Consider the following 13,227-nt stretch of genomic DNA (forward strand, 5'->3'; position numbering starts at 1 on the left):
GAAACTTACGTCATGGTGTGCTTGCCGCATCGAGATAGGCATCGACCTCCACCGGTACCGAGGCTGACGGCTGCGCCCGCACCGCTACCAGCAACAGCTCGGCGCCCTCAAGCCATCGCTCCGCCGCTATGGGCAGTTGGTCTCGCTCCAGCCGGAGCACCTGAGTTGAGCGGGAATGCCGGCGGGTCAGCTGCAGTCGGCTGGACCATTCCCGGATATAGCTGTGGCCCCGCCATACTTCCCGTCTCACCGGGTGCGCCAGCGCAAAGCGCCAGGAATTCGGCGACTGGAGGCTACTGTGGACGCTGTCGATCCCAACAACCAGCTCCAGCACCCCGTGCGCCAGGCCAATTTTCTGGACCTGAAGCTGCACGTCCTCGCCTCGCAGTCTGGCGCCTTGCTCAAGGGGAACCCGTCCCGCAACGGACAGGGATTGGGGGGTAATCTGCAGCGTGCCCTGAAAGGTCACCGGGCCGCTCCGGAGCTCCCCTGGCGGCACGGAGAATGCCAGTCGAAGCTGCTCCCGCACCGGTCCAATCGAGCGATACTCGGGCAGCAGCAACGCGGCAACTTCGCCCAGGGTTTCGCTCCTTTGTCCGAGGGGCTGGGCTTGCGCGCCGTTGAGCCGGAGCGGTTGCCCGGTTGTATTAACCCGATAGGCCCCGGGCTGATGAAACTGGAAATCCAGCGGCAGCTGGATGTTGAGATGCTGCACAACCGGCGTCCCGGCCTGCACCGATGCCGCCACTTTGGCGCTCGGCGTCGCCGCCGGCACCAGCCGCAGCCCGACGTAAACCGCGAGGCCGGTCAGCATCGCGACCCAGAGCCAGGTTTGGGAACGGTTGCTCAGCCGGCCGCACCCGATAACTAGCGCCGTGGTAACCAATGTGAGGGCGCGCAGCCCGCGGATCTCCGGCGGCATCGGCTCGCTGAGGCGGGCCAGATAGCTGGCCAGCGCCGTTTCCGCGACCATCAGCAGGCCGGCGGTTACTAGCGCAGCGATCAGATCAACCGGTTGTCGCACCAGCAGCGCCGCAGCAGAAAGACCACAGATCAGGCCCAGAGAGCCAAGCATGCCGTAGGCCCAGTCGGCCAGCGGCACCCGAAATCCCTGCTGGTGCAACAGCCACAGCTCCGCGACGTGGACCGGCAGCACAATGATCGCCAGCAGGAGCAGTAGCTTGGCCAGCGCTATTTTTGCTCGGGGCAACGGCCTGATGCGCCAGTCCGGCTCCTGACCGGCAAAGGGGCGCATGGGCTGCCACAGCGAGATCACAAGCCAGGCGGCGGCAATCGCGTAGGTATCCGCCTGGGCCATGCTGAGCCATTCGGATTGGCGTACTCCGTCGGCCAACGTCAGCGCCCAGATCTTCGCCAGCAGCAGCGCGAGCATCACCGCCGCTGCCGGCCAGATCGCGCGCACGTCCCAGCGAAGCTGATGCACCATCAGAGACACGGCGCGGCTCTCCGGGTAGGCCTGGAAACTGCCGCCACCACATCCCGCAGCGACATGGGCTCGGTAGACAGTTCCTCAAGACCGGGCAACTGCTGCCGCAGCTCTTGCTCCGTGCCGGTTGGATCGAAACGGCTGTGCACCAGCTCCAACCGGGCGCCGTCCTGGCGCCACTGAATCCAGTCTTCCGTCAACGACGAATCGCCCGGTGGGGCCCCCGGCGCCTCCCGGAGCCGAACGCGGATCCTTCGAAATCGGTTCAGCAGATATTCCGTGGGTTCCTGCAAATAGCACCGGCCCTTCCGCAGCATGACCACCTGATCGACCAGCCGCTCGATTTCGTCCAGGTCGTGGGAGGCCAGCACGACGGTCATGGGCTGATCACCAGCGCTCGCCAACACGCTGTCGACAATCTGGTCCCGTACCGCTACATCAATTCCGGCGAACGGCTCATCGAGCAGGAGGAGCCGGGGGCGGAAAGCAAGGCAGGAGATCAGCGCCACCTTCTGCCTGTTGCCTCGCGACAGGGTCGCCAGGCGTCGGTCCGCCGGCACCAACAGCCGCTCGCAAAGCCGCTGTTCCAGTTCCTTATCCCAGGTGCGGTAGAACGGCCGCAGGTAGGCCAGATAGTCGCTCGCGCTGACGTGTCCCGGGAGCTGCGTCTGGTCTGCGAGGTAGGCCACCTGCTGAAACAGCTCTGACCGGATCGCCGTCAGGTCGGTGCCCAGAACCTGGCCCTCGCCGGCCGTGGGAGGCAGCAGGCCCAGCAGTAGGCGAAAGGTGGTGGATTTGCCCGCACCGTTGGGACCGAGCAGCGCGCAAAAGTTGCCCCTCGCGACGTTGAGGTCGAGATTTTCCAGCGCCGTCAGGCGTCCAAAACGCCGGGTCAGTCCCTGGGTTGTGATGGCCAGATCTGCCATGGTTAATCTCCTTCGCTTTTCGGGTCCGGATCAAGCCGGGACCAGTGCCGTGTGAGCGCCGCCTGTACCTCATCCAGCGACAGGTTCATCTGCCGCGCCGCTACCACCACCTGCTCCAGCGGATCTCCCAGCACCTTCTGCCGATCCGCCTTGGTGACCTGCGTGCTGCTGGTAACCAGGGTTCCAACACCAGGGCGCACTTCCAGCAACCCCTCTTCCACCAGTCGGGCCACAACCTTGTGCGCGGTGTTCGGATTGATTTTGAGCTCCTGGCTCAGTACCCGCACCGAGGGAAATCGGTCGCCGGGCTTGAGCTGCCCGGCCACGATGGCCTTGCGGGCGGCGTAGGCCACCTGAGTATGGGCCGGCACACCGGGTTTGAACACAACCGAAAACGGCAACATAGGTGTACTATGTATACTAGTACACTAGGAATAGTCAAGTGACCACGAGGGAAAGAACGCTGGAAAGACTCCGGGTCTGACCCTTCCCGGGCTGTCTTCAGGCGCTTAGGCCGTCGAGGACCGTTTTACCGATGGCGGTGCCGCTGGCGTGAAACTCGCGGCCGGCCTGCAGGCGGCTGGCGTTTAGCGCGCCGTCCTGACGCTGGACAATCGACCGTAGCTGCCCGCATCAAGCAGCGCCGCCACGCGGTTGAGCAGCGCCTGCTGCACCGAGAGGACCGCCGTAGCGAATATGGGCCGGGTGAACATGAACTCCCACCTGACGCTGACCGCAAACACCGTATCGGGACGGCACCACCCAAGTCATTCTCGACCCCATGGATTTCATGCCCCAGGGCACTCTCTCGATCGCTGCGCGATCTCACTTTGTGGCCCGCCTCGCGGCGCTGGTGCCTAGCCCGTGGGTGAATCTGACGCGCCACCGCGGGGTTTTTGCGCCGACCAGCCGGCTGAGAGGGCAGATCACTCCGGCAGGCCGCGGCAAGGGCGGGCGCCCCAGCACCGAGCCGACCGAAGACCAGGAGCACGAACCTGCCCGTCCACGCCAGTCCATGACCTGGGCCCAGCGCCTGCGGGGGGGGGTGTTCAACACACCCGAGGGTGGCCTCTCTTGATGCTACGCATCAATTCACCTTTTTGACAAAGAAACCTGCGAGGTCTGTCGGCGGACTGGTGAGAGTCATCGCAGCGATTGAGGACCCGAGCGTCATCATCCCCCCGGCGAGCGCAGAACAGCCGAGAAACGGCCAACGATTCGGGTCGCAGGCCGCCCAAAGAGCTGAACACAAGGGTGAAACAGGAGCTTCAGGATTGGGCCGCTGCTGGGACAGGACGCTAATTTTACTTATCCCCGATAGACTCAGCTTCCATTCGACGGCCTTTGACAGGGCTGCCTTAAGCGCCACCAAGTCCCGATTAACAGTGACTTTCGAGATTCCAGCCTTCAGAAGCCTCGTGCGCCATTTCTCGAATACCCACGAAGATATGTCGGCTAGCTGCCGGTGGTAAGACTCTCGCTCGAAACACGCTTTGAGCCGATCAACAGGCTGCCGGCCGGTCTTGCGTTGAGCTGTAATCGACGGCCCATAACGCTCATCAACGTATTCCTTCAGGGTATATTTGCGATCAGGGCGCAGCTCAATCTCGGGACTCTTGCCGTCTTTCTTAGCGTAGGCAACGGAGCCCATGACGGACTCGCAGAGGTGCCGTGCATGGCCGAACGTGATGCCGCCAACCTCGCCTAGCTTCTTCCGCTTCCCTCTGCTCCAATGGCAGTAATAGACAACTTTGCCGGTCGGGTACACGCGTACCATGAACCCTTGATTACGCTCACAGTGAACGTCATAGGGCTTGTCTTTGGACTCGAGCTTCTGGATCCTTTCGCCGGACAGCAGGACGCGCATTTTCCAATTCCATGGAGCAAATATGGTGCGGTTTTGGCCTCACAGCCAGACTGAACCGAACACAACGGGAATGTAACACACTGTTTTTGCTTCTATGTTCCTGTTTCCAATGGTGGTGTGATCGCTTTCGGGAGGGAGGGGTCAGAGGTGTGAACTGTGCTCTTCATTCCCAGATCTCGTAAGACTGGAATACGGCTCGCCCTAGTCGTCATATACTGCCGAACACATTTTGGATAGCAACCTATCGAGTTGGCGAAGCTCAACTTCTGTTAACGAAGCGATCAACCGTTTATCTGCATCTTTTAGCTTGTGCAAAATCTTGCGGTATTGCGCTTTGCCCTTTGTCGTCAGAGAGAGGAGTTTTCGCCGCCCGTCGTTTCCGTCATCTTGTCGAGTGATCAATTGTTTAGACAGCAGGGAAGCGGCACCTCGGCTGAGGCTGTTTTTCGGTTGCTGCGTCAGGTCAGCCACGTCGATTGCGCTTATTTTGTCCCTCTGAGCAAGGCAAAAAAGGATAGAAAACTCGGGTCGCGTCAGATCGTATTCGTTTTCTATTGCACGATTCGTCGGGTCACGAAAATGATTGGCTAGAAATGCGATCTTGAAGTAGATGGGAATCGGGTTGTCAGAGGTTATCGAACGGAGTTTCATCGGTGGTGTAGTACGCCCGTAGCCAATTTGCGCTCTCAATCGTATCAGTCTTTGCCGCGATGCTGCTCGCTCGAAAAGAACCGACACCAAATCAATTTGACAACGAGCCTGATTGACATACTCAATCTGAACAAGTTATAAAGTTCCGAATGGAATAGATCCATATGGAACTTTATGAATTCCCACGCACCATTTCGATTTGAAAGCTTCTTTGTCGGAGGTTGTCGAACCCTGGTGTCGGGTCGCCCGTCTAAACCAGTGTCGTTTACCGCGTCAGCGCCACCGTACACGAATAATCAGAACGGGCATTACCATCTTAATCCGGCCTATGTGCAGGCTTTTCTGGTTGGCCAGGCCGAAAATCTAGTTCTCGTCCATGGTGGTGGGTTTACCGGCTCGATGTGGGAATCGACCCCAGACGCGCGACCGGGTTGGCTGCAGCATAGCGTTGCCGCCGGTTTCAACACCTATGTCATCGACAATGTCGGCCGCGGCAGGGCTGGCTGGTCTGCGACGGACCTTGACGCGCTGGGCCCGCCGATAACGCGCACCGAAGAAGAGGCATGGGAACTGTTCCGTCTCGGCGAAAATAGCGGCTACGCTGATCGTGTGGCGTTTGAAAACCAACGGTTTCCAACCGCCGACCTGGACAACCTGACTGTCCATTTTGTACCGCGATGGCTTGATCACAAGTCCGAAAGCGCCGCCGCCTTGCTGGCTCTGCTTGAGCGCATCGGCCCCAGTATCGTGGTCGCTCATAGCCAGGGCACCGAGTGCGTTTTCGAAGCGGTTGAGCGAAATGCAGATCAATTCAAGGCGTTGGTGTTAGTCGAACCATCCGCCGTACCTAAAAGCTGTAAAGCAATGATTGAGCCCCAGATTCCGGTACTCCTTGTGGCTGGAGACTACCTCGATTGCCTGCCGTTGTGGCGCGTGCTCGCGGCAAGTTATGTCGACCTAGTCCGCGAAATCGAATCCGGCGGCGGCATCGCGAAAAGACTCGATCTGAACCTGGAGGTTGGGCCAGGGTTTTCCCATTTACCCATGATGGATATTGGGAGCGACAAGGTTTTTCAACTCATTCACAACTGGTTAGAAACGGCGGCGACCTGTTCGCGCTGGAGGGCGTAAAAATGAAAACAAATGTTCGGATTTGTCCTTGTGGTTTCGCGGTACCAATTTGGTTTCTTGCTGTACCGTTCGCATTCGCCCAACCGACAGCAATGTCGCAAGAGTCAGAAAGCGCCGAAGGGTTGCTAGAAGAAGTTGTTGTCAGCGCGCGCAAACGCGCTGAATCGGCCCAGGATGTACCAATCACCATTAATGTGTTTAGTGGGGCCAACCTGCGTGAGCGCGGCATCAACGATATCGAGTCTATCGAAGAAAACACACCGGGCTTTACGTTTGACTTCTTAGGGGGAACACGGGCGCGGCCTACCATTCGCGGCATTGGATCTGACGAAACCGGGCCCGGAGGCGATCCATCTACAGGCGTGTTTTTGGACGGTGTGTACCTTGGCAGGTCGGGTATGCAGGCAGTCGATGCTTATGATCTCGAGCGTGTAGAGGTCTTAAAAGGCCCGCAGGGAACACTTTTCGGTCGCAACGTTGTGGGTGGCGCTGTCAGTTTCGTAACGGCCAAGCCAACAGATCGTCAGAATGCCCGTCTAAGCCTTACCGTCGGTCAGTTCGATACAGTTGAAACCGAAGGCTTCGTCAATGTGCCCGTATCCGACACTGTCAAGGTTCGTGCGGCCTTCGCCACAAAAGACAATTCAGGCTACGGCAACAACGAGTTTACCGAAGAACGGCTCGATGATAGAAACCGCAGCAGCGCTCGGATCCACGTACTCTTTGAACCAGCAGAGACGATGTCCTTTCTTCTTACGGCGGACTCAACCCAGGACAACGCCAATGGAAGGGTGGGAAATACTCACCGTCCCGTAGGCTCAGATGCCGATGGGCCTTTTGTCAATCGCGCAGAGATTGACGGCTTTTCTGAAAGAGACACGTGGGGTGTATCGCTTACGTCAGAGATCGACCTGGATGCTTTCACGCTAACAAACATCACGGCGTACCGGACGATCACCGAGGGTTTTCTTGAAGATATTGACGGATTCAATCGGATAGAAAACCCCGGCGTTGTTAATGTTGACCTGGGCTTCTCGGACGACGCGGACTCTTTTTCAACGGAGTTTCGTCTGGCCGGCTCCAACGAACGCCTCGATTGGACCGTTGGCACGTACTACTCGCAGGAAGAAGGTGACGGCACAGTAACGTTGCGAATCGACGGCACTGGGGCGGAAAACACGGCAGAGGCGTTCGATACTGACTTGTTTTTTACAGGTGTGGGTAAGACAGAGTCCGTTGCACTGTTTGCAGACATGATTTACTCACTGTCGGATCGATGGAATCTCTCGGGTGGCGCCCGTTACACACAGGACACGAAGGATTTTACGGGAGGCTTCTTCGCCCTAGGCGGTGCGGCTGAAGTTCGTACAGAGTCTATTAGCGACGTCGACTTTGACGAAACCACCTGGCGCGTATCGTTGGACTACACAATTTCAGACTCGGCAATCGCATATTTCAGCGCTTCGACAGGCTTTAAAAGTGGTGCGTTTCCACTGATCGCCACGGTACCGGGGCAGTTTATTACCCCTCTCGCTCCGGAGACCGCAGAGAATTTTGAGGTGGGTATCAAGGCAGATCTGGCAAACGACCGAGTTCGGCTCAACGCCTCTCTGTTTACCCAGGACTTTGAGAACTTGCAGATCATCTCAGTAAGCTCCGCCGGAGGCAACGATTCGATCAACGCTCCCACCGCCGACATAGACGGTGTGGAAATCGATCTTCTTGCTTTTTTGACTCCCAACCTTAGCGTTGAGGCTCGCTATACATACCTCGATGCCTTTTATGGCCCGTTTAACTTTGGCGGCACCATCCTGACTAACTCCCAGGTCATCCGCACACCAAAATCAGACTTTGCGCTTTCGCTACGTTACGAACACGAGTTTGGTGACGGTTCGCGCTTTTACCTGGTTCCGCAAGTATCTGGACGAGACGAGGTCTTTGACGATGTCGACAACAACCTGGAAGAGTTGCGGCCCAGCAGAACCATTGTCAACGCTAACGTGGGTTGGATTTCTGCGGACGGTACCTATGAACTCCGCGTGTTCGGCAAGAACTTGACCGATGAAAACTACTTCAATCGGGTTTCGAACATTCCCGGAACCGCTGGTCAGAGCACGAGTGGCCCACCACGAATGTACGGCCTGCAGCTCGTTTGGAACATCGACTAACCGAACCTCCTCTCCCGGCTGGCTCGCTACTGCACAAGCGGTAGCGATTGCCAGCCGACCCCATGGATATGTATATGGATCGCATACCAACCACGCATGTTGGCAGCCTGCCGCGCCCGAGCGATGTGTTCGAGCTTCTGGAGGAGAAGGAAAGGACATCCGTTGAACCTGCTGGCTTTGCAAAGCGCGTAAAGCAGGCTGTTTTCGACATTGTCGAGCAGCAGCGCGACTGCGGAATCGACTATGTGGGCGATGGCGAGGTCAGCAAATTTTCCTACACATTTTACGTGCGACACAGGCTGCAGGGTGTGGGAACGGCAGACCAGGTGGACGCAGAGCGCCCGAAAACAGCAGCCCATCGGGACTTGTTGGATCACCCGGAGCTTCTGCAACGAATTGCGCAAAAAACCAAAGCGGTAAACTGGTATGAAATGGTGCCGCCGCCGGTTTGTATCGCACCGATAGACTATGTGGGACAGGCTGCGCTCACAGCGGATCTCAAAAACCTGTCCTTGGCGGTTTCCAAACAAGACGTCGCTGGCGCCTTCGTAAACTCCGCTTCGCCGGGTGTGCTCACAAAATTCGTGCCCGATTGCCACTATGGCGACGAAGATGACTATCTTTCCGCTCTGGTCGACGCCATGCGAACGGAGTACCAGGCGATTCACGCGGCAGGCTTTATGCTACAGATCGATGCTCCCGATCTGGCTTCGGCACGCCATAACCAATATCAGTCGTTAACCGACAAGGAGTTTCGTCGCATCGCCGCACGCAACATCGAGGGCATCAATGCGGCAACGGCCGGTATTCCGGCGGAATCTATCCGCATGCATGTGTGCTGGGGTAACTATGAGGGCCCGCACACGCACGATATCCCGTTCTCAGAAATTACCGATCTGGTGTTCGCAGCTCGACCTGCCGCAATTCTATTTGAGGGGGCCAATCCAAGGCATGCCCATGAATGGGAAGACCTTACCAGCGTGGAGATTCCCGAAGACAAAATTCTCATTCCCGGCGTCATTGATACGACGACAAACTTTGTTGAGCACCCGCGGCTCGTCGAACACCGGCTCATGCGTTATGCCGATCTGGTCGGCCGCGAAAGGGTTATCGCAGGGACCGACTGCGGCTTCGCGACCTTTGCCGGGCCCGACAACGCCATCGTTCCATCCGTGGTTTGGGCCAAACTGCGGTCCCTTGCCGAAGGTGCGACAATCGCCTCCGAACGGCTTTGGCCCTAACAAACGCGGTATCGCTAAACATGCGAAAAAGAACCATCGTTGTGGGGTTATGCGTTCTGGCCGCCTTCATCTGCTACATCGACCGGGTCAACATCTCGGTGGCCATCATCCCAATGCAAGAAGCATTTGGCTGGTCCGATACGACAAAAGGCTTTGTCCTCTCCTCGTTTTTTATCGGCTACGTGCTTTTTCAAATTCCAAGTGGCTGGCTAACCAACCGATTCGGTGGTCGTATCCTGCTCGGTTGTGCAATTGTCGTGTGGTCGCTCATGACGCTTTTGACACCTCCGGCTGCCGCCTATTCGTTTACGGCCCTGATAGCGGTCCGCATTTTGATGGGTGTGGGCGAAGCGGGGGCTTTTCCCGGTGCCTATGGTTTGTTCGGTCAATGGGTGCCGCCAAAGGAACGGTCACGCGCCATCGCGGCGCTGCTCAGTGGTCTGCCCTTGGGAACGTTATTCGCGCTTGCCGCGACAGGACCAATCGTTACGGCGTTTGGTTGGCCAAGTGTGTTCTACATTTTTGGAGCCAGCGGATTTGTCTTCGCCATCGCATGGTTCGCGTTGGTGAGCGAGACACCTGATACCCATCCAACCATCAAACAGCGCGAGCGCGAGGAGATCGGCCCGATCACCAGGTCCGAGCAAGCGCCCGAGATTCCCTGGCGCCAGATTTTCTCTAACTCCGCGGTTTGGGCTCTGATTGTCAATCACTTTTGCAGTAACTGGACATTTTACGTGTTACTGGCGTGGCTGCCGAGCTACTTCAGCGACGCGCTGAACGTCAATCTGACCGCCGCGGGGCTGCTGTCCGTGGCGCCGTGGGTAACGATGTTCCTCATGACGAACATCGCGGCGCGCATCGCCGACGGCATGATATCGCGAGGGGTGTCGGTAACCCTTGTGCGCAAGCGCATGCAGCTGACCGGTCTTCTTGGTGCCGCAATGTTCTTGCTGGCTGCGCCCACTGTCACCAGTGCTCCAGCAGCCGTGGCCATCATTTGTGGTGCCCTCGGCATGCTTGCATTCACCTGGTCTGGGTTTGCGCCGAACCATCTCGATATTGCTCCACGTTATGCCGGGTTTCTGCTCGGCGTAACCAACACCGCCGGGTCGGTCCCAGGCGTTATCGGCATTACGGTCACGGGTTTTCTACTCGAGACGACGGGGTCTTACACCGGAACATTTGTCCTGGCGGCGGCCATATGCTCAATCGGCGCGGTTGTTTGGCTGTTGTTCGGATCGGCTGAAGAGCAAGCCTTCGCAAAATCGGAGCAACGCCCGAGAACAGATCCCCTTGGGCCTGAGCGCGCCTCTCATGGGTGAGGACAAAGATCAGGATGATATGCAAGATCGGGCTCACGACCCGTTGCCCCTGACTGGGTTAAGAATACTCGACTTTGGGCATACGGTGATGGGTCCATCCTGCGGGCTTGTGCTCGCCGATCTAGGTGCCGATGTCACTCGCATAGAGCCAATAGCGGGCGATAGAACGCGCCGGCTGGGCGGTTTTGGCGCGGGCTTCTTCGCCGCATTCAATCGCAACAAATCCAGCATTGGCATCGACCTCAAAACGGCGGATGGACGTCGGGTCGCTGAGCAGCTAATACGAAACAGCGACGTGCTCATAGAGAACTTTGCACCCAAGACGATGCAACGCCTTGGGCTCGACTGGCCCATGGCCAGACGGCTTAACCCAAAGCTTGTGTATTGCTCCATGAAGGGCTACCTCTCCGGGCCGTATGAAGAGCTCCCCGCTCTCGATGAAGTTGTCCAAATGCAGTCGGGTCTTGCATTCATGACCGGCCCGGCGGGGCGTCCATTGCGGGCCGGCGCTTCTGTCGTTGACATTCTGGGAGGCATGTTCGGTGTCATTGCCATCCTCGCCGCACTGCGTGAGCGAGAGGCAACAGGGCTTGGCCAGTTGGTGAGGAGCTCCTTGTACGAGAGTGCCGTGTTCTTGATGTCACAGCACCTGGCAGTTAGCGCAACTTCTGCCGAACCACTTCAGCCAATGCCCGAGAAGAAGATCGCCTGGGCTGTTTACGATATCTTTCAGACGGCCGATCGGCCCGTATTTGTTGGTGTGACCAGTAACAAACACTGGGAGCGACTTCGCGAGCAATTCCGCTTTGGCGAATGGGCGCACGAAGCACAATTTTCGTCGCAGGACGGGCGTCTGGCAGCACGTGATGTTCTTATGAACCGCATCTCCTTTGCGTTTGCCAAGCTACCCGCCGAAGTCATTTTGGCAGGCTGTCGCAAGGCAAAAGTTCCTTGCGCCCCGGTCAACGCACCCGAGGATCTGGCAGAGGACGAGCATCTCGCGTGCCAAGGTGGCATGCATTCAATCGACATTGCACCCGGGTTGTCGGCCAGGTTACCGGCACTTCCCATCGAGATGGGTCAACGTCGGCTCCCACTTCGTGCACAACCACCCCTCGTTGGCAGTGGCGCGCACAATCGATTGCGCGAAGCCGGTTTGCGCGAGACCGAAATTGATGCTCTTGCGGCAACTGGTGTCCTGACTATCGACGGGCGCGAGCAATGAGCGCTTCCTATCCAAGACGAGTGCTGCTCCGCGAAGTTGGCGTTAGAGAGGGCTTTCAGTTTGAGAGCAATGTCGCACCAACCCGTAAAAAGGTCGCGTTGCTCAACGCGCTGGCCGAGACCGGGTTGACGCAAATCGAAGCGGCATCATTTGTTAGTCGCACCCGCGTTCCGGGATGGTCTGATGCTGAAGCGGTTGCGAATGCCCTCAACACAAAGCCTGACGTCCACTTTTTGGCCTTTTACATGAACGACCGAGGGCTTCAAAGAGCCCGCGCAGCAAACATGCTGACGATTCGCGGCAATCTTTATGCAACGGCTTCGCCCGACTTCCTTTACCGCAATACTGGTTGGACACCTGAGATAGAACTGGCGCGTGCCACCGCCATGGCAGCATCGCTTGCAGGTAATGGCATCAGCGTCTCGGAGCTAACCGTTATGGCGGCGTTTGGCTGTAACTATTCAGGGGAAGTAACCGCGGCGACCGTGATCGCGAAGATAGATCAACTACTGGCAGTTTGCCATGACCAGGGACACGGCGACAATCAAGTCTTCTGTCTCGCTGACACCATGGCTTGGGCGACACCTGCAAGCATGCGGCAAGTTATTGGCGCCGTTCGTGAGCGTTGGCCAACCCACAGAATCGCGCTGCACTTGCATGATACGCGAGGGCTCGCTATCGCCAATGCCATGGTGGGGCTGCAGATGGGAGTTGATTGTTTTGATGCTGCGGTGGCTGGCTTGGGCGGATGCCCGTTCGCGGGTCACAAGGGCGCTGCGGGAAACATGTGTACAGAAGATTTTGCATTCCTCTGCGAAGAGTTGGGTGTGGACACCGGCATCGATGTTGACCAGCTAGGGGCCGTTGGGCGTATGGCTGAAGAGATTGTCGGCCATGCGTTACCGGGGCGCGTAAAGCACGGCCAGAGCTTATCAAGCTATCGAAATGGCTGAGGGTTTGAACGATGTGTATGTCGATAGATCAGCCGAGGTATCGGTGTGTCGGCGATTTGCGTTCCACTTTGTGTTGGATGCCGAGCCCTCGACGTTGGCCAAGTTATTCGGATTGGTGTGCAGTTATGCTTTCGTACCCGTCGAGGTATCGGTCAAACAACGTCCGGGCGGGAAGTTAGTGGTTGATATGGACGTGCTGGAACTCGACACCAAGCGTGCGGACCTGTTCAACAGGAAAGTTAACCAATTGGTTGAGACGATAAGCGCATCCTTCAGCGCATTGAGATGAGCCC

The 13,227-nt window shown here is 57.8% G+C and carries 12 protein-coding genes and 1 pseudogene; 8 read left to right on the plus strand and 5 right to left on the minus strand.

Annotation, left to right across the window (positions count from 1 at the left end; translation table 11 throughout):
- Positions 1-10 precede the first annotated feature (10 nt).
- The 4 genes from AAF358_24340 to AAF358_24355 form a co-directional block, all read right to left on the minus strand.
- On the minus strand, positions 11-1,456 hold the full coding sequence (locus tag AAF358_24340) for a hypothetical protein (GenBank protein ID MEM7708709.1): 1,446 nt from the start codon (positions 1,454-1,456) through the stop codon (positions 11-13).
- The gene (locus tag AAF358_24345) at positions 1,447-2,373 is read right to left on the minus strand and encodes an ABC transporter ATP-binding protein (GenBank protein MEM7708710.1); all 927 of its coding nucleotides are present in this window, start codon (positions 2,371-2,373) and stop codon (positions 1,447-1,449) included. The genes AAF358_24340 and AAF358_24345 overlap by 10 nt, the downstream gene beginning before the upstream one ends.
- 2 nt (positions 2,374-2,375) lie before the next feature.
- Positions 2,376-2,777, minus strand: coding sequence for a GntR family transcriptional regulator (locus AAF358_24350; GenBank protein ID MEM7708711.1), 402 nt, complete (start codon positions 2,775-2,777; stop codon positions 2,376-2,378).
- Between the two features lie 183 nt (positions 2,778-2,960).
- Positions 2,961-3,086 carry a hypothetical protein gene (locus AAF358_24355; protein MEM7708712.1) on the minus strand — a complete coding sequence of 42 codons (126 nt, stop codon included), beginning with the start codon at positions 3,084-3,086 and terminating at the stop codon, positions 2,961-2,963.
- A gap of 23 nt (positions 3,087-3,109) precedes the next feature.
- Between AAF358_24355 and AAF358_24360 the strand changes: the two are divergent.
- A pseudogene (locus tag AAF358_24360) lies at positions 3,110-3,524 on the plus strand (hypothetical protein).
- A gap of 917 nt (positions 3,525-4,441) precedes the next feature.
- Here the strand turns inward: AAF358_24360 and AAF358_24365 are convergent.
- Positions 4,442-4,930 (minus strand): MarR family winged helix-turn-helix transcriptional regulator, encoded by a 489-nt coding sequence (locus AAF358_24365; GenBank protein MEM7708713.1) that lies wholly within the window; start codon positions 4,928-4,930, stop codon positions 4,442-4,444.
- A 135-nt stretch (positions 4,931-5,065) separates the two neighbouring features.
- Between AAF358_24365 and AAF358_24370 the strand changes: the two genes are divergently transcribed.
- From AAF358_24370 to AAF358_24400, 7 genes are all read left to right on the plus strand, one after another.
- Positions 5,066-6,022, plus strand: a complete 957-nt coding sequence (locus AAF358_24370; GenBank protein ID MEM7708714.1) for an alpha/beta fold hydrolase — start codon at positions 5,066-5,068, stop codon at positions 6,020-6,022.
- A gap of 2 nt (positions 6,023-6,024) precedes the next feature.
- Complete coding sequence (locus AAF358_24375; protein ID MEM7708715.1) at positions 6,025-8,190, plus strand: TonB-dependent receptor; 2,166 nt, start codon at positions 6,025-6,027, stop codon at positions 8,188-8,190.
- 74 nt (positions 8,191-8,264) lie between these two features.
- On the plus strand, positions 8,265-9,431 hold the full coding sequence (locus AAF358_24380) for a cobalamin-independent methionine synthase II family protein (GenBank protein ID MEM7708716.1): 1,167 nt from the start codon (positions 8,265-8,267) through the stop codon (positions 9,429-9,431).
- A 20-nt stretch (positions 9,432-9,451) separates the two neighbouring features.
- Positions 9,452-10,756, plus strand: a complete 1,305-nt coding sequence (locus tag AAF358_24385) for an ACS family MFS transporter (protein ID MEM7708717.1) — start codon at positions 9,452-9,454, stop codon at positions 10,754-10,756.
- Entirely contained in the window at positions 10,749-11,981 is a 1,233-nt protein-coding gene (locus AAF358_24390; GenBank protein MEM7708718.1) for a CoA transferase, read from the plus strand. Before AAF358_24385 ends, AAF358_24390 begins: the two co-directional genes overlap by 8 nt.
- The gene (locus AAF358_24395; protein MEM7708719.1) at positions 11,978-12,934 is read left to right on the plus strand and encodes a hydroxymethylglutaryl-CoA lyase; all 957 of its coding nucleotides are present in this window, start codon (positions 11,978-11,980) and stop codon (positions 12,932-12,934) included. The genes AAF358_24390 and AAF358_24395 overlap by 4 nt, the downstream gene beginning before the upstream one ends.
- Positions 12,927-13,223, plus strand: a complete 297-nt coding sequence (locus AAF358_24400; GenBank protein MEM7708720.1) for a hypothetical protein — start codon at positions 12,927-12,929, stop codon at positions 13,221-13,223. The genes AAF358_24395 and AAF358_24400 overlap by 8 nt, the downstream gene beginning before the upstream one ends.
- The last annotated feature ends 4 nt before the right edge of the window (positions 13,224-13,227 follow it).

This window comes from Pseudomonadota bacterium, from assembly GCA_039033415.1.
In the GTDB taxonomy this organism is placed as follows: Bacteria; Pseudomonadota; Gammaproteobacteria; order Xanthomonadales; family SZUA-38; genus JANQOZ01.

Excerpts from the sequence above, each read along its gene's own strand:
- AAF358_24395 (MEM7708719.1), top strand. The coding sequence starts at position 11,978 with ATGAGCGCTTCCTATCCAAGACGAGTGCTGCTCCGCGAAGTTGGCGTT.
- AAF358_24350 (MEM7708711.1), bottom strand. The coding sequence starts at position 2,777 with ATGTTGCCGTTTTCGGTTGTGTTCAAACCCGGTGTGCCGGCCCATACT.
- AAF358_24390 (MEM7708718.1), top strand. The coding sequence starts at position 10,749 with ATGGGTGAGGACAAAGATCAGGATGATATGCAAGATCGGGCTCACGAC.
- AAF358_24385 (MEM7708717.1), top strand. The coding sequence starts at position 9,452 with ATGCGAAAAAGAACCATCGTTGTGGGGTTATGCGTTCTGGCCGCCTTC.
- AAF358_24355 (MEM7708712.1), bottom strand. The coding sequence starts at position 3,086 with ATGTTCACCCGGCCCATATTCGCTACGGCGGTCCTCTCGGTGCAGCAG.
- AAF358_24345 (MEM7708710.1), bottom strand. The coding sequence starts at position 2,373 with ATGGCAGATCTGGCCATCACAACCCAGGGACTGACCCGGCGTTTTGGA.
- AAF358_24400 (MEM7708720.1), top strand. The coding sequence starts at position 12,927 with ATGGCTGAGGGTTTGAACGATGTGTATGTCGATAGATCAGCCGAGGTA.
- AAF358_24370 (MEM7708714.1), top strand. The coding sequence starts at position 5,066 with ATGAATTCCCACGCACCATTTCGATTTGAAAGCTTCTTTGTCGGAGGT.
- AAF358_24375 (MEM7708715.1), top strand. The coding sequence starts at position 6,025 with ATGAAAACAAATGTTCGGATTTGTCCTTGTGGTTTCGCGGTACCAATT.
- AAF358_24380 (MEM7708716.1), top strand. The coding sequence starts at position 8,265 with ATGGATCGCATACCAACCACGCATGTTGGCAGCCTGCCGCGCCCGAGC.